Origin of the sequence: Paraburkholderia monticola (assembly GCF_001580545.1) — a bacterium.
GTDB classification, from domain to species: domain Bacteria; phylum Pseudomonadota; class Gammaproteobacteria; order Burkholderiales; family Burkholderiaceae; genus Paraburkholderia; species Paraburkholderia monticola.
Genome location: NZ_LRBG01000038.1, coordinates 264,457 through 283,652, shown reverse-complemented (window position 1 = coordinate 283,652; position 19,196 = coordinate 264,457). Strand labels below are relative to the sequence as shown.

Here is a 19,196-nt window from a genome sequence, read left to right as displayed (position 1 = left end):
CAGTTCGCGTCGTGGCCTCAGAACTTGTGCACGAGGCCGACCCCGATGCCGCGCGTGTTGGTGCCGGGCGTCAGCGCGAGTCCCGAATACGCGGTGCCGGACAGCGTGTAGGCGGCCTGATTCCGGTTCTGGATGAAGCCGGCCGCCGTATAGAGTTCGGTCGATTTCGACAGCGAGTACTCGAACAGCAGGCCCAGTTGCTGCGCATTGTTGCCCTTGCCGGTGCGATCGTGCAGGTAACCGTACATCAACGAGAGAAGAGAAAATGGGTCGAACTGATAGGAGTCCGATATCTGATAGACGTCGTGCTGCATGTATTTCGGCGTATTGGTCAGATTCTCCGTGTGATAGGCGAGCCAGATGCGGTTGGCCCCGATCTCATACGAAGCACCCGCGTTGAACACGTTCAATACCGCACCCGGACCCGCGGCGGCACCCCCTGCGAGCGAATAACTGCCACCCGCTCCGACACTGGGCTCGTCTCCTCGTTCGTAGCCGGCCGCGACGTTCAACGGTCCGTTGATGTACTGGACGACGATGTTGTAGAACCCGATGCCGTTGGCCCCTCCGTTCGCGGGATCGCGCAATGCCACCATGAACTTGGCATTCAGCCCACCAAACGTCGGGGTGTAGTACGAGATGCCATTGTTCGCGCGGATGATCAGCGCGTTGAAGTTGTTCATCGGCGAAGCAATGCTCTTGACCCACGACGGATCCATTGCCGCCTGAAGCACGTCGTATTGCGGCGAGTTCTGCAAGCCGAAGCGCACTTCTCCGAATCCACCGGACAGGCCGACGAACGCGAGACGATTGAAGGCCTTGGTCGGGTCTGTCGCTGCCCCCGTTTGACCAGAAAAGGCTTGCTCCAACTGGAAATTGACGTGCAGTCCGCCGCCGATATCCTCGCTGCCCTTGAAGCCGAAGCGTGTCGCGAAGAGTCCGCCGGGTACCGCTTTGAGCGCTGAATTGTTGCCGCTCGAACTTTGATAGGCGAGGCCATTATCGAGCACGCCATAGAGTGTGACCGACGACTGCGCGAAGACGGGGGAAGCGCAAGACAGGGCCGCGCCGGATGCGAGAGTGATCATTCTTTTCATGCGACATCTCCATTTTTATACGCATCGGAATGTCGATGCTTATAGGCACATCCAAGCAGCGGTGAGCCCACTGCCGAAGCCAAGAATAGGAGATGCGTCGCAGCGAGTCCTTACACAAAAATCAGATTCGCTGGCATTTTTTCTGGCGATGCAAACGGGCAACGGTTGAATCCGCCGTCGCCACACAGGTTCGAATCAACCGCGACCTGAGACTTACCCGAATCCGGTCCTCCGTGATTAAAAAGTGCCAGCGAATCTCATTTTTGTGTAAAGGCATTCGCGCGCGCATCGCATACATTCCATCCCACCGCGGCAGGTATCACTGGGTTGACTACCGGAATCAATCGTCGACGGTACGAAAAAGCGAGAGTCGAGCATCGACCACATCTTGCGTATCAACAAATATGGAAGAGACATGAAAAAGACCACAGCTATCGGTGTGCCGCTGTTAGGTATCGCCTTCTTCGGTTGCGTCACTGGCATGGCGCACGCAGCGGATGCATCGCCGACGGCACAGGGAGACACTCAGGCAGTTCAGCTTGCCCAGAGCAGCAACGCCACCGCCCCGCAGAATTCGACCGCAGCACCGGTCACGCTGTCCCAGGTCAGCACCTTGACCGCGCCACTCTTGACGCCGCCCGCACCGTTCACCGAACCGACCTCATGGAATGACACGTATATCGGCTATCGCGTGGGGTCCAATTTCTACTATCCCGGCGTGCGAACCGAGTCCGGGGCACCCGCCAAAATCACGCAGAACATCGGCTTTCTGACGACCACGGGCGGCTTCAAATACGGTAGCTATGCGTTCAACGTCGACTACCTGGTCTCCAGCATGGCGAATCCGGAGGCGGGTCCGACCAACCAGTACGGTTATCCGACACCGGGCTCCGGTGGCGCGCAGGAGGTCTACAGCGTCGGTCGGGTCTCGCTCAGTGCCAGCAAGGTGTTCGGCAGGTCGTTTTCGTATGGATTCATCCGGGACTTCGGCCTGACCGTCGGCTATGAATTCGGCGCGAAAAACGATTCCTTCGGCGAACGCGCTCGCATGTTCGTGGCCGGGCCCACCATCGAGTTTTCGATCCCGCACGGCTTCTGGAACATGACGCTCGGCGTTCGCACCGAGAGTAACCACAATGGCATCGCGAACGTGGACGTGAATTTCAACCCGGCCGTGCACTTCGAGAGTTCGTGGCTCTATCCGTTCCGGATCGGCCCGGTTCCGCTGGTCTTCAAAGGCTTTGCAAGCGTCACCGGACCTAAGGGTAAGGACGGTTTCGGCGTCCAGACCACCACCGAGTTTCTGACCCGCCTCAACCTGCTGGTGGACGTCGGATCGTTCGCCGGTCATCCGCGCACCGTCTATACGGGTCTCGGCTACGAATACTGGCACAACATGTACGGCACGCCAGCGTCCGCGCAACCCGGGACGACCCAGACTTCCGTCCCCATGTTCGTGGCTGAAATCCACTTCTGACCAGCGGTTCCGGTTGGCTTGAACAACGCATCGGCGGCCCGGCATAGCGGGCCGCCGATGTTCGTTTCAGGGGTCCGTTTTTCAATCGAGAAGAGAACAAGCAATGGAAGACGTACAACGGCAAGCGTCCACCGCCGAGAACCCGTGGGCCATTCTCGTGCTGCTCGCACTCGGCCTTCTGATCTCCTTTGTCGATCGAACGAGTCTGTCCGCCGCGCTCGCCGACCAGCATTTCGTGCGCGAGTTCGCGCTGACGAGCGTCGAGCGCGGCTGGCTCAACTCGGCGGTGTTCTGGTCTTACGGTCTCGTGCAGATGCCGATGGGCTGGTTGGTCGATCGCTACGGCGTCAAATGGCCTTATGCGATCTGCTTCGTGCTGTGGTGCATCGCCGCGGCCGCGACCGGCATGGTGACGACGCTGGCCGCGCTGATCGTCATGCGGCTTCTGATCGGCGTCGCCGAGTCCGTCGTCGTGCCGGCCACCTATCGCTATCTCGCCGATCACTTCGCGGAAACGCAGAAAGGCACCGCGCTCGGCATCTTTTCGATCGGCGGCAAGATGGGTCCGGCACTCGGCGCGCCGATCGCCGCGTGGATCATCGTCAACCATTCGTGGCAGTTGATGTTCATCGCGACCGGCCTGATCGGTTTGATCTGGCTGCTGCCGTGGCTGACGATGGTGAGAAACGATTTTCCGTCGCGCGCGGAGTTGGCGGTGGCGAAGCGACGCGCTGCATCGGTGCCGCTGAAGAATCTTCTGGTGAGCCCGGTCGTATGGGGCGGACTCGTCAATAACTTCTGCTACAGCTATTTCGCGTTCTATTGCATGACCTGGATGCCCGCGTATCTGGTCGAGCAGCGCGGCTTGTCACTCGAGAAATCCGGGCTCTATACGTTCTTCAGCTTCGTCGGCATCGCGATCGTCGCGGCACTGGCAGGATGGGGCGCGGATCGTATCATCGCGCGCGGTCGCGATGCGGTGATCGTGCGCAAATGCTTTATCGTCGCCGGCTTCATTGGCGGGACCACGGTTCTGCTCGGCGCCTATGCGCCATCTTTGCAGATGGCCTTGTTCTGGAATGTGTTGTCGCTGTCGCTGCTCGGGCTCGTCACCGCCAATACGCTCGCGCTGTGCAAGCTGACCTTGATTCCGAAGCAGGCGGTCGGCTTGAATACCGGCTTGCAGCAGGTTGCAGCGAGTCTCGCGGGTGGCGTGTCGGCCAGTCTTTCGGGGTGGCTGCTGCATATTGGCGGCAGCTATAAGTGGCCCATGATGGCGATCTTTGCGTTTCTGCTGATCGGCGCGACGAGTACGCTGGTTCTGTTGCAACGTAAATGGGTACCGAAAGTCAACGCGACGAATGATTCGCCCGCACAGATCGAGTCTCGAAACTGTGCGGGCATGGGCAGTGGCGCAGGCGAATGAGCGCGGCTTCCCGGCGCTCGTACCTCAGATGGCTACCCGTTTCGGCTCTTCAAAACCCGGGACGATATCGCGATCGCGCCGATCCTTTCCTTTAATCGATGCGAGCACGGATGCAAGGACGATCAACCCACCACCGATCGCCGCAAGCACAGTGACCCGTTCACCAAGCCAGACGCTCGCAAACAAGGCGCCAAAGACAGGCTCGCTGCCCATCAGCAGCGCGACGCGTGTTGGCGTGCTACGGCTGACCGCGTAGTTCTGCACGAAGAACGCGAACAGCGTGCAGCCCACGACCAGATAAACGACGATCATCCAGAAACGCTCGTAACCGGCGAATGCTGGCAAGGGCTGCCATTCCGATCTCGCGACGGTCAGGGCGAGCACGGCGCAACCGAACGACACGACGCCGGATTGCACGGCCGTCATGGCAAGCGGAGACACGGCGTTGACCTGCATGACGCGCTTCGTTGCGCACACGTTGATCGCGCGTAACAGTGCGGCGAGCACCACCAGCCCATCACCAGGCGTGAAGTCGAAGCGGCCGCCCCCGAGCAGGAAAGCGCCCAGCAGGGAAAGTCCCGCTGCCACCCATTCGACGCCGCGCGGCGCGCGTCTGAGCCATGCCCATTCGACCAGCGGCGTCATCACCACGCACAGGCTGATCAGAAACGCCGCATTCGACGCGCTCGTGATCCGCACGCCGAACGTTTCGGCCAGAAAAATCCCAAGCAATACGCACCCGGCGCCGACGATCCTGGCCCACTGGGAACGCGACAATCCCCGCATCGACCACAGGGATGGCGACAGCAGCACGAACGTGAGGCCGAAGCGCAATGCGAGAAGTCCCAACACCGGATAGACGAGCAATGCGCTTTTCACGACGGCATAGCTCGTTCCCCAGATGAAAGCCACGACAAGGAGTAACAGGTCGGCAGATGTGCTGGATCGGAAACGCATGATGCACCTCCCGTAACGAAGGCCTTCATTGTCCGATAATGCATTGAAAGCGATAATCCGGTCTGTAAGAATATGTTTTGTGCACCCAGCGCACAAATAGACCAGAAACGCACGCTAGCCCGGATACGCCCATGACGCCGACCGAACTTCTCCCGTTGCTGCCCGATCTCGCGACCTTCGCGCAGGTGGTCGAGGCCGGTAACTTCTCGTCGGCGGCCCGCCCGCTTGGCACCACACCTTCGACGATCAGCCGGCAAGTGCAGCGGCTCGAACGGGCATTGGGCACGCGACTGTTCGAACGCTCGACCCGACGCATCCGGCTGACGGAGTCCGGCATGCAGATCTATCGCCACTGCCGGGAGATGCTGGACGCGGCCTCCGGAGCCGTCGATGCGGCCAGCCAGCTGACGGCGCAACCGCGCGGCCGGGTCAGCATCAGCGCTCCGATTTCGCTTGCGAAAAGCCTGATTCACCCGAAGATTCCAGGCTTCTTGCGTACCTACCAGGAGGTTGCGGTGCAGGTCGTATTCGACGACCGGGAAATCGATCCGATCCGCGATCACGTCGATCTCGTCGTGCGGCCCACCCCGACCCCGCCGCAAGGCCTCGTAGCAAGACAGCTCGGCACCGTACGATGGCTGCCGTGCGCCTCGCCAGGCTATCTGCGCGCACGCGGCACGCCCGTCGCTCCAAACGATCTCGCGCAGCATGATTGTCTATATCTCGGAGATACGCCAGACGACAACCGTTGGACTTTCCGGCAAGGCAACCACGCACAGACCGTTGAAGTCAGAGGCCGCTATATAGCGAACGATGTGAGCGCGCGGCATGAGGCCGCGCTGGAGGATTGGGGGGTCGCAAGCCTGCCGGAGTTTGCCGTAGGCGACGACCTGCGGGCCGGCAGGCTGGTGCAAGTACTGCCCGAGTGGCAATTCGAGCCGCGCGCCTACAGTGGGCCGGTGTGGCTGCTGTATCCGCCGAACCGGCTCCTGCCGCCGAAAGTGCGAGCGTTGATTGACTGGCTGGTGGAAGAGTCCGGTCAGTAGGCGGCCACTCGACCATCAGGTTTTTGAATGGTTTGCCCGATAGAATTGTTTGACCACGACGGCATGACGGTCGAGCGCCCTAAAGCCGACGCGCCGTGGATGCCCCATATCATGCAGGTTATATCGGAGAGTCTATGCGTAACGTTCGAAGAGCCCTGTGCGCACTGCTGGTTGCCTTACCCTTTTGCGGTATGGCGCAAGCCGACATCGTCGCGTCCTGGAAGTCAGTCCCGATGCCTCCGCCGCCGGAGTTGAAAACATTTACCGTTGCCGATCCAGCTCATACCGCGCTATTGCTGCTCGATTTCGACACCAGTACCTGCAACAGCAACGAGCGACCCACCTGCGCGGCCTCGCTGCCGTATGTCGCCAATCTGTTGAGCAAGTCGCGCGAGGCGAACCTGATGATCGTCTACAGCCTGACCAGCACGGGCACACTGGCGGCGGTGCCGCCGGTTATCGCCGCCAAAGGTGGCGAGACGGTCGTGCAATCCGGCGTGGACAAGTTCTTCAACACCGATCTCGAAACGGCTCTGAAGAACAAGGGCATTCAGACCGTGATCGTTACCGGCACGATGGCACACGGCGCAGTGTTGTACACCGCCAGCGCAGCGGCGGGGCGCGGCTTCAAGGTAGTGGTCCCGACTGACGGCATGTCGAGCAAAGACCCGTTCGGCGAACTCTCGACCGCGTGGATTCTCGCCAATGCGCCGGCCAGCGTGAGCAAAAACGTTACGCTGACTCGCTCCAGCATGATCAAGTTTCCACAGTAGGCGATTCTTCGTCTGCAACAGCTGTTAGTACGATGCGTAGGCGTGTCGTGAGTTGCTCCTGCGTCACACAGGCTGCCCTGAATATATAGAAGGGCCGATATTGGGGAGCACGGCCGACCGCGTGAGACAGTGGTCGGCCAAGAAGAGACGGCCGATGCGAGCATTTAATTTGTTGACAAACTCTGCAGGCGTTGCGACCGTCGGTGGAATGGCACGGCGGGGCTAACAAGCCAAAATCAACTCGACTTCGAGAGGCTTCGTGTGGGCATCAACGCACAAATCGACGGTTATGCATTTGGAAAGCTCAGTGAACTGGTCGAAAGTCTGTTCTGCGACGTCCGGCCTGCCAGAGAAAAACTGCTAGAGCACTACCATATGCTTTTCATCATCGTCCCCGATGATTTCAAAACCAAGCAACTCCAAGCGGAGTGGGCAAGCATTCAACTGATGCTCAAAGGCAAGGTCAGAAACTATGGTTCAGAACGCATTCCGCAAGAGAGAATTACGGTCCAAAACGTTACTTTGGAACGGGTCCTGAGAACCATATGGAACATCTACATTGATCTCCGCCAGGACGACTAACGTCCCATTCGACCGAACGACTAGCCACACTAACGGCCGCTATTGGCTAACTTGGAGGTCCGTCGAGGGTCGGCACGGTCATCGGCGTACCCAGCCTTCTACTGCTCATCGCCACTCGGTTTTTGGATGGACGCAATAAGGAGCCCGAGGACAAGCAAGCGGATAACGTACCGAAGGTCCTCCTGCCGAAGTAGGGCGTGGGGGGCGCTGGTCCGCCGGGGGGATGGCAAAGCACTTGAAAAGCCTAGACTTGGGGCACGATAATACTGTCATCACTGTCAACCCCGTTATCCAACCACTTGCGCCCGAATAGATACGCTTAGGCCTCCACTTGGAGTCTGAACATGTCGACCGTTGAAGATCGCCTGCATGCACTCGGCTACGTCATACCGGAACCATTGCGACTTCCTCCTGGCTTAGTGCTTCCGTTCCCATGGGTACGGGTGGTGGGAAATAGGGCTTACATCTCGGGCCACGGACCGACCAACGCGGACGGCTCGCTTGCCGATCCTCTTGGCAAGGTTGGTGGCGAGGTCACACAGGATCAAGCGTTTTTGGCGGCTCGCCTCGCCGGGCTGGCCATCCTGGGCAGCCTCAAGCGCGAACTCGGAAGCCTGGAGCGCATCGCCTGTTGGACGAGGGTGTTCGGCATGGTCAACTCGGCGCCCGGGTTCAACCGACAGCCCGCGGTCATCAACGGCTTCACAGAACTCATTCTTGCTGCCTTTGGCCAGGAGCGCGGAATGCACGCTCGCAGCGCGGTGGGAATGGCCGAGCTTCCCTTCGACATTCCCGTGGAGATCGAGGGTGAGGTCGAACTTTTTCCACGAGACGCCTAACCCTTGCATCGAACTGACGTTTAGCGTCGGGTCGATGACGAAAATTCGCTACGGACTATGTTGATGCGCCCAGCGAACTCGTCGATCCGTCTACACCATCACGAATCCGAACCGCATACCAAGCATCACCGCTTCAGTACGGTTGGTCGCACCGAGTTTGCCGAAGATGGACGAGAGGTGGAATTTCACCGTGTTCTCCGTGATGTCGAGTTGCCGCGCGATCTCCTTGTTGCCGAGTCCATCGGCAAGCATCGCCAGCACTTCGATCTCGCGTGAGGTTAAGGCTTCGAACGGTTCGCCGGATGCCGTCTGGCGCGACGGTATGCGTCCGGCAACGAGCCTTGCGAGAATATCGGGCGGCAGCACGCAAAGGCCTGCGGCGACGGCTTCGATGGACACGACGATTTCGGCCGGCATCGCGTTGCGAGGCAGGATCGCCGCCGCATCGGCCGGCAAAGCATCAAGGATCCGGTCACTGTCCGGGTCATCGATCAAAAGGACGAAAGCCGGTGGCGCGTGCCCGAGTTCGGATAGCGTCCCGAGCGCATCGCTCGCCTCCGGCTCGATGTCGGTCAAGACCACATCCGGCACCGATCCGGCGAGCCAATCGGCGAGGGTTTTGGCGTCGGCTGCGCTACCCAGAAACACGAGTGCCGGGTTCGATTCGACAAGCGTTTGCAGGCTCGAGCGCACCTGCGACGATGCCGCAATCACCGCGACCCTCACCGGCCCCATGTGTACCCTCTGTCCATCCGACATTTCGCCACTCCCCGGACCTCACCTGCACGAATTCCGTTGAGGACGTTCGCCCACAGTTACCGAGCACGCGTGGCGTTCGCCACCGCGGATCAACGCGAGTTGCAACTGCTGTCCAGTGCTCGCGGAGCCCAGCGCCGCGTGCACGTCGTCCGTGTCACGGCAAGGCTTGCCGTCCAGTTCGATCAGCACGTCGCCGATGAGCACGCCCGCCTGTTCCGCAGGACCGCCCGGCGCAAGCGAATTGATCAGCAATCCGCTATTGAACGGCAGGTTCATTTTGTGGATCCACGCGTCCAGCAGGGTGACCTGCTGCGTGCCGACGCCAAGGTAGCCCCGTGAGACGCGCCCTTTGGCCAACAGTTCATCGGTGATGCGCTCCACGGTCGTCCCAGGAATCACCACGCCGGCGCCGCGCATCAGTGCCGACGTGCAGATGCCCACGACCTGACCGCGCATGTCCGCAAGGGCCGCCCCGGAGAAACCCGGGCGCAGGCCGCCGTCCAGTCGCACGAACGCATCGAGCTGCCCACCTCTCCACGTGCGCCATGGCCCCCCTACGCTGCCGATTACGCCAAAATCAGCACTGATGCCGAGCAGGTCCGCACGCGCGACGGCGAGCGCCAGATGACCCGGTTTCAATGAGCCGGCATCGCCAGATTCGACTGCGTCCAGGTCAACGCCGTCCAGTTTCAGCACGGCGAGGTCGGTGCCCGTATCCAGCCCGGCGAGGACGGTAGCGACCGTACGGCCGTCGCTCAATGTGATGTCGACCCCCTCCTCACGTCTCAGCGTATGCGCAGCTGTCACGACGACGCCCTCTCGCCAGATTACCCCACTCGACGGCATGCGATGCCGTCCGTGTACTGCCACGACGCTGCGCCCCACCTTGCCGACAATGTCTGCCAGATTGTCCGAGAGGTCCATTAAGGGATTGCCGCTCTGGGATGTGGTTTCCATTTCAAGCCTCCAGTCATTGCGATACGACTTACTTGTGACGACGGGCTCACAATGACAGAAGGACTGACGATGCACACCACCCAAACGGGTAGTCGGCTAGCTGTGGTGGGGACTTTACTGCGCAGTGCGGCAGGTCCTCATCTCTTCAGATATCCGGTCACGAGACGCGTCGCCTCCTCGACGAGTGCCTCCATCGCTTCATCCGAAAGCATGTCGGAATAGTGCAGCACGGCGTTGTGCGTCAACGCCTCTATGGCCGTCACGCATACGAATGATGCGAGCCCCAGGTCGTCGATACACAGTTCGTCGCGGTGCATCTCCAGATAAGCGCTGAACAGGGTAAAGCTCTCACGGTTGAACGTTTCCAGCTTCTCGAGCTTGCCCACGCGCGGAATCTGCTCCGCGAGTACGCGATGCAGCTTGGGATCGACGCGGTGAGCCTTGACCGCGACCGTGACGAGTTTGTGCACCGCCTTGTCGACCGATTCCGTCAAAACCCCTGCCAACTCGCGCCGGACCATCTGCATGATCTCCTGCTGGTGGCGCTCGATGACGGCGGCAACGAGTGCCTCCTTGCTGGGGAAATATTGGTAGAGCGAACCAACGCTCACTCCTGCCACCGCCGCGATGCGGTTGGTGCTGGCCTTGTCGAAGCCTTCCTTGACGAGAATGCGAGCAGCCGCTTCAACCAGTGCGTCGACCGTCGCGCGAGATCGGTGCTGAGTGGCGATTTTCCTGGGTTTTATGAGCGGTCTGCGTGCCATTTTTCCCCGCCGCCAATGCGAGTATAAAAAGCGAATGATAGCTCGTACATTACCCAACATGGCAACGCAAGGCAGTACCTTGCGCAACATGCGCGACGCGCGAAACTCTCAGGAAGTCACGACATGCACGACACCTTGCAACATCTGTTTCGATACAAGGCCTGGGCGAATGACGAGCTGCTGACCGCGCTGGCGAGGCTTGGGGCTTGGCGTCGACTGACCCTCACCCGACTGGCCATCAAGGCCCTGAGCCACAGCTATGTCGTCGACCGGATCTTCGCCGCGCATCTGCAGCGAAAGGCTCATTCCTATACGTCGGCCAACCTGAGCGAGTTGCCGACGCTGGACGATCTGGCCGCCGACATCAGGAGGTCCGACCAGGAATACATCGAGTACGTGTCCGGGCTCGATCGCGACGCCCTCGCGGAACAGATCGATTTCGTGTTCACCGATGGTGCCCCGGGTCGCATGTCCCGGGAGGAAATGCTCATGCACGTCATCAACCACGGCACGGGCCACCGCGGCCAGGTCAGCGCCCTGATGTTGCTCAACGCCGTTTCACCGGCGAGAGATGGCTTCACGACCTATTTGCATGAAGCGCAGGCGTCGACGAGAGGGCGAGGCTGATGCGTGGACGAGTATCGAGTCGCGACGATGAGCGCCCCAGTCAGGGGAATCAGTCTGCCGCCGGCGTTTGCCCCCGGATCAACGATTCAAGCGTCCCCTTTCCTGTCGGAATCACTCGCGTCGACCGTCTGCAACACGCCGAAATTGTCGATCAGGATGTGCAGGCTGAGAACGAGAACCCAGATCGGAAAAACAAACACGATCCAATCTATGTTGCGGCCAGCCAGCAACAGCGCGAGCGCCGTGGCGTATCCAACATACGCAATCCACCGCGAAACGAAGCCAGTATGAAGAGCAAGTGTACTGGTGGCCGCCGTGAATACTGCCGCCATGCGCACCGCGTAAATATTCATGGCTTCGTAGGCAAACTCTCGAGCGACGGTGAACGTGACCGAACCGGGAAGTCGTTCGAACCCAAGGCGATACGCGGCCACGATCCCTCCGAAGAATGCGGCAGCGATAAACAACATCGCCAGGAACAGCAGGCCACTCCCCAGGAACACCGTAGCAAAGAAGCGATCCTCGAAGTCTCCGAGACGATCCCGCAGCACACCCATGAACCAGAGAAAGGCAATGCCAGCAAAGGGCACCAGATTGAGCGCCACAGTTACCGTACCCGAACTTTCTCGAAGCCACTGGCCCGCTTCTATAGGACCAACCGGAACAGCACGCCGCAGCATCAGAAGGCCGGTAATCAGTAACAGAGAAAACAAGATGCCGGCGACGGCGGCAGCGCGGGGCGCTCTCAGCTGCTTGCCCGGATCGATCCACTGGTGCCGCGCGTCCTTCGTTGAGGGTTTCATCTTCAGCGTCCTCCGTACCCCCGTAATCCGTGTGAGTACATTGTTCACGCCAGGCCATGACACAGCTGCGAGGACCGTTACCAGCGATTTGCTTCACGCTGAGATGCCGGTTGCCATGCCACTCGGAAAGTCGTTCATGGCGTGAGGCACCGAGGCGCAGCGTCGGAGGATGCAGGCGCGACCGCAGGTCCTTCGCTCCTCCCCGTGCGCCAAGACATCCAGCAGGCACCCACCACCTGAGATGTTGCGAGTCAGTGTCTCATATCTGTCGGCAATCGGACGCTCGCCGGCCCGGCCAGGAACGATCCTTCCCAGCAAGATCTTTCTGCTCGAGCAAGCTCGGCCTTGAGCCGGTGGAAGAACGGGCTGACTGGTTTCCAGATAGTGAGGGCAACCTCCTCGGCATTGGGCAGCCGCTTAAGTGAGCAGGCTGACGCTATGCGCTCGAAGCGCCGCTTAGGGTCAAAGCAGGCTATCGGTGCAAGGGGATCGACTATTGTCGATTTCCTGACTCCCCGCTCGTCGTGTGTATGGGCGGTCGTGTTGCGATGCGCTGCCGATCGGCACCTATAGTCCGTATGGGAAAAGGAGATTGCGAATGACTTACGTCGATGGATTTGTTATCCCCGTGCCTACAGCCAACCGCGAAGTTTACAGACAGTTCGCAGAAAGAGCGGCGGCCGTCTTCAAGGAGCACGGCGCGTTGAAGGTGGTCGAATGCTGGGGAGATGACGTGCCGGAGGGCAAGGTGACGTCGTTTCCAATGGCGATCAAGCGCAAGGATGATGAGACGGTGGTGTTCTCCTGGGTTGTCTGGCCGTCGCGTCAGTCGCGAGACGAAGGAATGAAAGCGGTAATGGCCGACCCGCGGCTGCAACCCGATAAAGATCCGATGCCTTTTGATGGCCAGCGGCTAATCTATGGCGGCTTCGAAGTGATTGTCGACGCGTGATGGCAGAAAAACATGGCGCCGGTTCGCGTTGAGACGCTAGCCGACGCCGCAGCCTGGCATTGAACATCCGCGATGCAACGCGTGAATCTCCTGTCGGACTTACGCGACTCAGGGCAAGGTGTGAAGTCAGGTGTCTGGTTAGCGGCGAACGGTCGCGCGTGACGTATAAGTGACTCCGACGAGTCGTTCACGGTCGAGCGCCTCGGGCGGCGCACGGCCAGTTCCCGTCATTGCTCGACTTATGCAAATGGACGCTCAAATGGCCGATGCGCTTCGGTAACTGACATTCGCCTCGCAGTGTTCCCCTGAACAGGGCGCCCGGCTGCATAGAGCCATCGGCGCTTCCGCTGGAAAGATGGACAGTGCGAAGGATCTCACGCTTGATGTCCCATCCAATCGGAATTACCCGTCCGGTAGCCGCCATGACCTTCGTCTCTGGTTGAAAGGGCCGCTGAAAACAAGGCGGTCGATTACCTTGACCCGCCCGCGCCCGAACCACCTCCACCGTGACCGCCAGCGCCCGAGCCGCCCGCGCCGTGACCTCCTGGACCTGCGCCCGAATTGCCTGCACCTGAGCTGCCTGGACCCGAACTGCCCGCGCCCGAACTGCCCGCACCCGAACTGCCCGCACCCGAACTGCCCGCGCCAGAACTGCCCGCGCCGGAACCGCTTGCGCCGTGACCGCCCGCGCCCGAACTGCCTGCGCCGGAACTGCCCGCGCCCGAACCGTTTGCGCCTGCACCCGAGCTGCCTGCGCCAGAACTGCCTGCGCCCGAACTGCCTGCGCCCGAACTGCCTGCGCCCGAACTTCCTGCGCCGGAACTGCCCGCGCCAGAACTGCCCGCGCCCGAACTGCCCGCGCCGGAACCGCTTGCGCCGTGACCGCCTGCGCCCGAACCGCTTGCGCCGGCACCCGAACTGCCTGCACCGGAACCGCTTGCGCCTGCGCCCGAGCCACTTGCGCCGGCACCCGAGCCGCTTGCGCCGGCACCCGAACCACTTGCGCCGGCACCCGAGCCGTTTGCGCCCGCGCCCGAGCCGTTTGCGCCTGCGCCCGAGCCGCTTGCCCCCGCGCCCGAGCCGCTTGAGCCAGCACCCGAGCCATTTGCGCCGGCACCCGAGCCGCTTGCGCCTGCGCCCGAGCCGCTTGCACCGGCACCCGAACCGCTTGCGCCTGCGCCCGAGCCACTCGCGCCGGCACCCGAGCCGTTTGCGCCGGCACCCGAGCCGCTTGCGCCGGCACCCGAGCCGCTTGCGCCTGCGCCCGAGCCGCTTGCACCGGCACCCGAACCGCTTGCGCCTGCGCCCGAGCCACTCGCACCGGCGCCCGAGCCACTCGCACCGGCACCCGAGCCACTCGCACCGGCACCCGAACCGCTTGCGCCTGCGCCCGAGCCACTCGCGCCTGCACCCGAGCCGTTTGCACCGGCACCCGAACCGCTTGCCCCTGCACCCGAGCCGCTTGCGCCAGCGCCCGAACCGCTCGCCCCCGCACCCGAGCCGCCCGTACCCGAACCGTCTCCGCCGCGAGCGCCAGCAGGCTGCCTTTGAGCCAACGGGAGTGACGCAGAATTCGGAGAAGGGGTACCGCGGTGATCGAACGAAGCGGAAGGCGCGGGCGCAGAAGGCGCAGGCGGGACGAGCTCCGCATTGCCAATTGCAGTTTCCCGCGCAGCAGGCGACGATGAACTCGCCCCGTGATCGGGCAAAGACGCTTGTTGCGTTGACGATGTGGGTCCGCTGACCTCTGGCGCTTGCCGCGTGATTGCTCTCACGGGTGGCGCGGAATGGCTGCGATTCTGCGTGGCGGAGTGGCTTACTTGAGCGGGACGTCGTGTAACCGATCGCTGCGGCGGAGCAAAATCCGGAGTGGCTCCAGCGCGTTGATCGGCCGGAGCGGAAGACACGGGCGGTGCGAGCTCCGCACTGGCATCCGCTGCATCCGCAGTTCCGGGAGCGGGAGGCGGCGATGATTGCGCGACATGTCCCGACCAGGACGTGTTTCGCGCTGACGATGTGGATCCGATGATCCCGATCGCCTGATCATCGTCGACACGATGCCCATACTCGACTAGACCCACGGCCCCGACAGCCAATGTGCTTGCCAACGCGACCCAAAGCGCGCGACGTCTGCCCCACGAAGGCGATGCGGTCTTGAAGTCTGCATTCGGGCTACCTGCACCCGAATATGTGCGCTCGTCCTGTCTGAACATGCCGACACGCTTCGGATGGTGTCGACTGATCCTTCCATTCGCTACGTTCATGTGCCGTCCCCTTGCAGTGTGCTCATCGAAATGAGCTGCGGTTCGGCGTGTTCGCCCCTGGTTCCGCTACGGCAATGGGAGCGGTGTACCAGGTTTTCTATCCTAAGGCCATGAGCTATGAAAACGCTCGCCAACTTTGTGGCGGATCTGGACGGGTGGCCGAAGTCGCCTTCTGGCGTGCTTTTCGGCGATGACTCGACAGTTGGCGATGACTCGATGCCGGTGCAGCAGTCGCCGTGCCTGATAGGCGAAGCCCAAATCGAACGGTGAGATCGTGGAGATAGCACGGGATACACGATCCAACAGGATCCGTGCCAGACCGACACCCTCCTTCAATTCAGCACTTCGGTATCCTGGGGCGGTCGCAAAGTACTACGGAGACCGTATCGAACACGTGTCTGGCACACGCCGACTTTCATTCGATATTCGTCGGCCACAAGACAACACTTCGCCAGTCCGCATCCCGCCGATCCCGCTGAAACCCGCATCAGGCAAGCTTCCCGTAAGGTGGCATGGACGCTGCATTAAACAGCGTCCAGCCGTAGCACGACCCGCGCATCAATCGAACCCGGATGCCCGCCCCGAATGCACGCCTGGACCCCATGCGTCGCGCCCCGTTCGGGCCGAAACGCAATCAACCACGCCGATCGGAGGACGCTGTGCTCAGCCTGTTCATTTACCTGTACGAGTTGTTGGAGAAAGCCCTTGACCGTGCCGAACACAGTCGCCGCGACGCGTATCTCGCGTCCGCCGTCGACATCGGCGAGCTCGAACGCCGCATGCACACGATGGAGATTTGACCGCTGAGGTATGCGATCCCGAAGCGGACCGCCGATGGCGTGAGCTGTGAAGACTATCGGGGCGCGACGACTTCGTTTGTTCATTACCGGGGGCGGCCGCGGCGCATGTGAAGCGCCGCGGCCATCGGTTCACTAGCAGAGGTAGACCAATGAAACGTTCAAATACTGTCGCGCGGTTGCTCGTTGCGACGCTGACGGCCGTCACGCTCATGACCTTGGACCAGGTCACGCTGGCAGCCACCATGGGCGACAGTCCGGATACCGTTCGGGTGGAAAGTACAGCGACGCGTGATGCCCCAGCAATAAATGAACAGGAAACGACCACCGGGCATTCACCGCTCACGTTGCTTGTTCAGTCCCCTGGCGGCAGCACGCTCCGGCTCACCTACATCCAGGATGACGGCTGGAAGCTTGACGACCACGATGCCAGTCTCGAGTGGACCGAAGGGCGTGTTACACCAGCCACCGCGTCACAACAGAAGGAAGACGCTATCGCAGCCCGTCCGCTAACGGTATTCATCGACGGTCCGACCGGCTATACCTACGTGTGGATACGCGACCAAGGCTGGAAGTTCGTCGGCCGCATCACTGACAAAATAAAGTAGCGCCGGTAATGGACGATGCAATGGTCGGCCATAACAGTGCACGGCTGTCGTCAAGGCGCTGCGCGGTTGTAGTCGTAGTCATAGTCACGATTGCGGCTGCAAAGCCGGCCCCGGCCGATGTGACCGCCGGGCCTGCTGGCCGTCCATTGACCAATGACGCCATCGTTAGCGCCTGGCGTATCCTGCGCACCGTCGACTGCGCGCGTTGCCATGGCAAGGATTACGAGGGCCTGGCCGCACCCTCGATCGTTGATTACGCGCGCACGCAGAGCCGCGAAATGTTCGTCCGGAGGGTCCTTGACGGTGCCCCGTCTCGTGGGATGCCCGCGTACCGCGACAACACCTTGATTGCCGAGCACATCGACGATATTTACCGGTACTTTCTCGGCCGTGCCGACGGCACCATCAGCACCGATCCGCGACCTCCTCCGCCTTGAGCGACAGTGATGCGCCATCGGCAAACGCCTTCCCGCCCCATCCGCGAAGAACCCCAAAAAAAAGCGCTGTGCCGAAACACAGCGCCTCTCTCACCCTCCCCGCTTACTGCCTGGGGATATAAAGCGGCATCGAATCTTCCCAAACCGTATCGGTGATCGCATGCCGATCGCTGCCGTCCGCGTTCATCACCCAGTTCTGGCCATCGGGCTGGAACGTTTCGTCGTACAGCGAAAGCTCATCACGGAAGCCATATTCGCCAGAGCTATACGCAATGCGGCCGTCCCAGGTCCAGGTCGCGTGGGCCTGGTTCGAACCCTGCGGGGTCACGCGCTGCACATCCGTGCCGTCCGGATTGATCGTGTAGACGTCGTAGTGGAACTTGTTCGGATCGGTCGGGTTGATCTCCTTGCGCGTGAACACGATCTTCTTGCCGTCCGGCGACCAGCCCGGCAGGTTGTCGGGCTCGGCGGTCAGGACCGTGGTCTTGAGCGTCTGCAAGTCGAGAATCCGCAGGCCCTTCTCGCTATCGCTCCACACGCGGTAGACGATCCTCGTACCGTCCGGCGAATAGCTCGGGAAACCCGCGTTCTCCTTGCCGTCGGTCAGAATCTCCGGCTTGCCGTCCATGCTGCCGTCGGCCTTGATGCGCATGATGCGGCCCGGCATGTGATCTCGCGTGAAGAACCAGCCGCCCACGCCGAACGCGACCCACTGCTTGTCCGGCGACCAGGTCGGCTGGAACGCACCGGCCAGCCCCATCTTGATCATCTTCGGATCGAGGCCGCTGGTTTGCGGATCGTAGATACGACGCGCATCGCTGAAGTCGGTATTCGACACCACGATCGACGAGGCGACCGCCTTCTCCGTGTACACGAGCGACTTGCCGTCGCGCGAGAGCTGCGGGAACACATCGACGAAGCGGTAGTTCCATTGCGGATCGAAATTGAACAGCGCCGTGCCGTTCGGATGGAACGGCCTGCCGTACACCACCTTCTCGTAGACGACCTTCTTGCCGTCGGCCGAGTAGTGCGGCGAGCGGATGCCGCTGCCCGCCGTGGCACGCGATTGACCGTCCGTCGTATTGAGGCCTTCCTGTGCGCCGTTCTTGATGTGATAGGCGACGTTGGTCGTGCCCACGAATTGCGGGAACACCTTGAATCCCGGCGTATTCGTCAGATCCGTGCGCGCGCCCGTGCTCACGTCGACCTGCACGATCTGCGTGCTGACCTTGCCGATCGCCTCGGGCCGGTGTGCGCCCCAGGTCGATTCGACTGGGGTTTCATAGAACACCACGCGCTTGCCGTCCGCGGACCACGACGGCGAGCCCTCGGCATAGCCTGCGCGCGCGGTGATCTGCTTGAAGCCGGTGCCATCCGGATGGATTTCGTAGATGCTGCTTTCCTGGGTGCGCTCCCAGCCGACCGGCAGGTTATGGCCTCGCCAGTCGGTGCCGATATCGGACGACAGCGCGATCCACTTGCCATCCGGCGACCAGGAAGGCCGGAAGAAACTGTGCGGCTTGTTCGGGTCGAATTTGATATCGCCGGTCACGTTATGCAGCGCGCCCGTCTTCAGGTTCAGCGTCCAGATATTCGTGGTGCCCCAGGTGTCCTGGCCGCGCCGCGACGACACGAACGCGATCTGATTCGGATCGGCCGGGTTGAAGACCGCGGCATCGCTGATCCCGATCGAGTCGGTCAGGCGCTGCAGCCCGGTGCCGTCGACGCGCACGCGGTAGAGGCTCGCGTGACCGAGGCCATCGCGCTCCGAGGTGAACACGATCCATTGACCGTCCGGCGAAAAGGAGCCGTGATAGTCGAAACCATCGGACTGGATCAGGCGGTGTTCGTCGCTGCCGTCGGCATTGGCGACATACAGTTCCGACGTCGACGGGCCGATGCGATAGATCAACAGATCGCCCTTGGTCGCGGTCGCGGCGCCGGCCCCCGGCACGAATGCGGCGGCGGCCGCGATGGTGAGGCACCCCAGGATTTTCTTTTTTGTCAGAAGCGAAGAACGCACGATACTAG

The 19,196-nt window shown here is 61.5% G+C and carries 20 protein-coding genes; 12 read left to right on the top strand and 8 right to left on the bottom strand.

Features of this window, described 5'->3' with window-relative positions; all coding sequences use genetic code 11:
* Window positions 1–17: 17 nt before the first annotated feature.
* Window positions 18–1,097 carry a porin gene (locus CI15_RS28770; RefSeq protein WP_062134929.1) on the bottom strand — a complete coding sequence of 360 codons (1,080 nt, stop codon included), beginning with the start codon at window positions 1,095–1,097 and terminating at the stop codon, window positions 18–20.
* 415 nt (window positions 1,098–1,512) lie between these two features.
* Here CI15_RS28770 and CI15_RS28765 point away from each other — a divergent pair, with 415 nt between their 5' ends.
* On the top strand, window positions 1,513–2,574 hold the full coding sequence (locus CI15_RS28765) for a hypothetical protein (RefSeq protein WP_241495972.1): 1,062 nt from the start codon (window positions 1,513–1,515) through the stop codon (window positions 2,572–2,574).
* A 103-nt stretch (window positions 2,575–2,677) separates the two neighbouring features.
* Window positions 2,678–4,000 (top strand): MFS transporter, encoded by a 1,323-nt coding sequence (locus CI15_RS28760; protein ID WP_062134927.1) that lies wholly within the window; start codon window positions 2,678–2,680, stop codon window positions 3,998–4,000.
* Window positions 4,001–4,024: 24 nt separating this feature from the next.
* On the opposite strand, the gene CI15_RS28755 is transcribed toward CI15_RS28760, so the two are convergent.
* Window positions 4,025–4,957: a DMT family transporter gene (locus CI15_RS28755; RefSeq protein WP_062134925.1), complete on the bottom strand. Its 933-nt coding sequence runs from the start codon at window positions 4,955–4,957 to the stop codon at window positions 4,025–4,027.
* Window positions 4,958–5,088: 131 nt separating this feature from the next.
* Here CI15_RS28755 and CI15_RS28750 point away from each other — a divergent pair, with 131 nt between their 5' ends.
* The 4 genes from CI15_RS28750 to CI15_RS28735 all read left to right on the top strand — a co-directional run bounded on the left by CI15_RS28750 (window position 5,089) and on the right by CI15_RS28735 (window position 8,197).
* Window positions 5,089–6,003, top strand: a complete 915-nt coding sequence (locus tag CI15_RS28750) for a LysR family transcriptional regulator (RefSeq protein WP_062134922.1) — start codon at window positions 5,089–5,091, stop codon at window positions 6,001–6,003.
* Window positions 6,004–6,236: 233 nt separating this feature from the next.
* Window positions 6,237–6,776 carry a cysteine hydrolase family protein gene (locus CI15_RS28745; RefSeq protein ID WP_062134918.1) on the top strand — a complete coding sequence of 180 codons (540 nt, stop codon included), beginning with the start codon at window positions 6,237–6,239 and terminating at the stop codon, window positions 6,774–6,776.
* Window positions 6,777–7,037: 261 nt separating this feature from the next.
* Complete coding sequence (locus tag CI15_RS28740) at window positions 7,038–7,358, top strand: hypothetical protein (RefSeq protein WP_062134915.1); 321 nt, start codon at window positions 7,038–7,040, stop codon at window positions 7,356–7,358.
* A gap of 344 nt (window positions 7,359–7,702) precedes the next feature.
* Window positions 7,703–8,197: a RidA family protein gene (locus CI15_RS28735; protein WP_062134911.1), complete on the top strand. Its 495-nt coding sequence runs from the start codon at window positions 7,703–7,705 to the stop codon at window positions 8,195–8,197.
* 90 nt (window positions 8,198–8,287) lie between these two features.
* On the opposite strand, the gene CI15_RS28730 is transcribed toward CI15_RS28735, so the two are convergent.
* The 3 genes from CI15_RS28730 to CI15_RS28720 form a co-directional block, all read right to left on the bottom strand.
* A complete protein-coding gene (locus CI15_RS28730) occupies window positions 8,288–8,956 on the bottom strand; it encodes a response regulator transcription factor (protein WP_062134908.1) in 669 nt (222 codons plus the stop codon).
* Window positions 8,957–8,974: 18 nt separating this feature from the next.
* The gene (locus CI15_RS28725) at window positions 8,975–9,880 is read right to left on the bottom strand and encodes a S1C family serine protease (protein ID WP_062134904.1); all 906 of its coding nucleotides are present in this window, start codon (window positions 9,878–9,880) and stop codon (window positions 8,975–8,977) included.
* A gap of 170 nt (window positions 9,881–10,050) precedes the next feature.
* Window positions 10,051–10,677: a TetR/AcrR family transcriptional regulator gene (locus CI15_RS28720; RefSeq protein WP_062134902.1), complete on the bottom strand. Its 627-nt coding sequence runs from the start codon at window positions 10,675–10,677 to the stop codon at window positions 10,051–10,053.
* Between the two features lie 123 nt (window positions 10,678–10,800).
* Here CI15_RS28720 and CI15_RS28715 point away from each other — a divergent pair, with 123 nt between their 5' ends.
* Window positions 10,801–11,304 (top strand): DinB family protein, encoded by a 504-nt coding sequence (locus CI15_RS28715; RefSeq protein ID WP_062134891.1) that lies wholly within the window; start codon window positions 10,801–10,803, stop codon window positions 11,302–11,304.
* An 86-nt stretch (window positions 11,305–11,390) separates the two neighbouring features.
* On the opposite strand, the gene CI15_RS28710 is transcribed toward CI15_RS28715, so the two are convergent.
* The gene (locus tag CI15_RS28710; RefSeq protein ID WP_062134888.1) at window positions 11,391–12,107 is read right to left on the bottom strand and encodes a hypothetical protein; all 717 of its coding nucleotides are present in this window, start codon (window positions 12,105–12,107) and stop codon (window positions 11,391–11,393) included.
* A gap of 598 nt (window positions 12,108–12,705) precedes the next feature.
* Between CI15_RS28710 and CI15_RS28705 the strand changes: the two genes are divergently transcribed.
* Window positions 12,706–13,059, top strand: a complete 354-nt coding sequence (locus CI15_RS28705) for a DUF1428 domain-containing protein (RefSeq protein WP_062134885.1) — start codon at window positions 12,706–12,708, stop codon at window positions 13,057–13,059.
* A 470-nt stretch (window positions 13,060–13,529) separates the two neighbouring features.
* Here CI15_RS28705 and CI15_RS28700 read toward each other — a convergent pair whose 3' ends face one another.
* Window positions 13,530–14,615 (bottom strand): cell wall anchor protein, encoded by a 1,086-nt coding sequence (locus CI15_RS28700; protein ID WP_153041220.1) that lies wholly within the window; start codon window positions 14,613–14,615, stop codon window positions 13,530–13,532.
* A gap of 825 nt (window positions 14,616–15,440) precedes the next feature.
* Between CI15_RS28700 and CI15_RS37070 the strand changes: the two genes are divergently transcribed.
* The 4 genes from CI15_RS37070 (at window position 15,441) to CI15_RS28685 (ending at window position 17,165) form a co-directional block, all read left to right on the top strand.
* Window positions 15,441–15,593 (top strand): hypothetical protein, encoded by a 153-nt coding sequence (locus CI15_RS37070; protein WP_161950074.1) that lies wholly within the window; start codon window positions 15,441–15,443, stop codon window positions 15,591–15,593.
* Window positions 15,594–15,895: 302 nt separating this feature from the next.
* Window positions 15,896–16,123, top strand: coding sequence for a DUF3563 family protein (locus CI15_RS28695; protein WP_241495970.1), 228 nt, complete (start codon window positions 15,896–15,898; stop codon window positions 16,121–16,123).
* Window positions 16,124–16,272: 149 nt separating this feature from the next.
* Window positions 16,273–16,728 carry a hypothetical protein gene (locus tag CI15_RS28690; protein WP_062134876.1) on the top strand — a complete coding sequence of 152 codons (456 nt, stop codon included), beginning with the start codon at window positions 16,273–16,275 and terminating at the stop codon, window positions 16,726–16,728.
* Window positions 16,729–16,736: 8 nt separating this feature from the next.
* Entirely contained in the window at window positions 16,737–17,165 is a 429-nt protein-coding gene (locus CI15_RS28685; RefSeq protein ID WP_241495969.1) for a c-type cytochrome, read from the top strand.
* A gap of 103 nt (window positions 17,166–17,268) precedes the next feature.
* Here the strand turns inward: CI15_RS28685 and CI15_RS28680 are convergent, their stop codons facing one another.
* Entirely contained in the window at window positions 17,269–19,188 is a 1,920-nt protein-coding gene (locus tag CI15_RS28680) for a PD40 domain-containing protein (protein ID WP_082814327.1), read from the bottom strand.
* Window positions 19,189–19,196 lie beyond the last annotated feature (8 nt).

Bases quoted from the DNA above. Each gene is read 5' to 3' on its own strand.
- CI15_RS28720 (WP_062134902.1), bottom strand. From the start codon at position 10,677: ATGGCACGCAGACCGCTCATAAAACCCAGGAAAATCGCCACTCAGCAC.
- CI15_RS28760 (WP_062134927.1), top strand. From the start codon at position 2,678: ATGGAAGACGTACAACGGCAAGCGTCCACCGCCGAGAACCCGTGGGCC.
- CI15_RS28690 (WP_062134876.1), top strand. From the start codon at position 16,273: ATGAAACGTTCAAATACTGTCGCGCGGTTGCTCGTTGCGACGCTGACG.
- CI15_RS28715 (WP_062134891.1), top strand. From the start codon at position 10,801: ATGCACGACACCTTGCAACATCTGTTTCGATACAAGGCCTGGGCGAAT.
- CI15_RS28705 (WP_062134885.1), top strand. From the start codon at position 12,706: ATGACTTACGTCGATGGATTTGTTATCCCCGTGCCTACAGCCAACCGC.
- CI15_RS28695 (WP_241495970.1), top strand. From the start codon at position 15,896: ATGCCCGCCCCGAATGCACGCCTGGACCCCATGCGTCGCGCCCCGTTC.
- CI15_RS28730 (WP_062134908.1), bottom strand. From the start codon at position 8,956: ATGTCGGATGGACAGAGGGTACACATGGGGCCGGTGAGGGTCGCGGTG.
- CI15_RS28735 (WP_062134911.1), top strand. From the start codon at position 7,703: ATGTCGACCGTTGAAGATCGCCTGCATGCACTCGGCTACGTCATACCG.
- CI15_RS28745 (WP_062134918.1), top strand. From the start codon at position 6,237: ATGCCTCCGCCGCCGGAGTTGAAAACATTTACCGTTGCCGATCCAGCT.
- CI15_RS28765 (WP_241495972.1), top strand. From the start codon at position 1,513: ATGAAAAAGACCACAGCTATCGGTGTGCCGCTGTTAGGTATCGCCTTC.
- CI15_RS28685 (WP_241495969.1), top strand. From the start codon at position 16,737: ATGGACGATGCAATGGTCGGCCATAACAGTGCACGGCTGTCGTCAAGG.
- CI15_RS28750 (WP_062134922.1), top strand. From the start codon at position 5,089: ATGACGCCGACCGAACTTCTCCCGTTGCTGCCCGATCTCGCGACCTTC.
- CI15_RS28725 (WP_062134904.1), bottom strand. From the start codon at position 9,880: ATGGACCTCTCGGACAATCTGGCAGACATTGTCGGCAAGGTGGGGCGC.
- CI15_RS28755 (WP_062134925.1), bottom strand. From the start codon at position 4,957: ATGCGTTTCCGATCCAGCACATCTGCCGACCTGTTACTCCTTGTCGTG.
- CI15_RS28710 (WP_062134888.1), bottom strand. From the start codon at position 12,107: ATGAAACCCTCAACGAAGGACGCGCGGCACCAGTGGATCGATCCGGGC.
- CI15_RS28770 (WP_062134929.1), bottom strand. From the start codon at position 1,097: ATGAAAAGAATGATCACTCTCGCATCCGGCGCGGCCCTGTCTTGCGCT.
- CI15_RS37070 (WP_161950074.1), top strand. From the start codon at position 15,441: ATGAAAACGCTCGCCAACTTTGTGGCGGATCTGGACGGGTGGCCGAAG.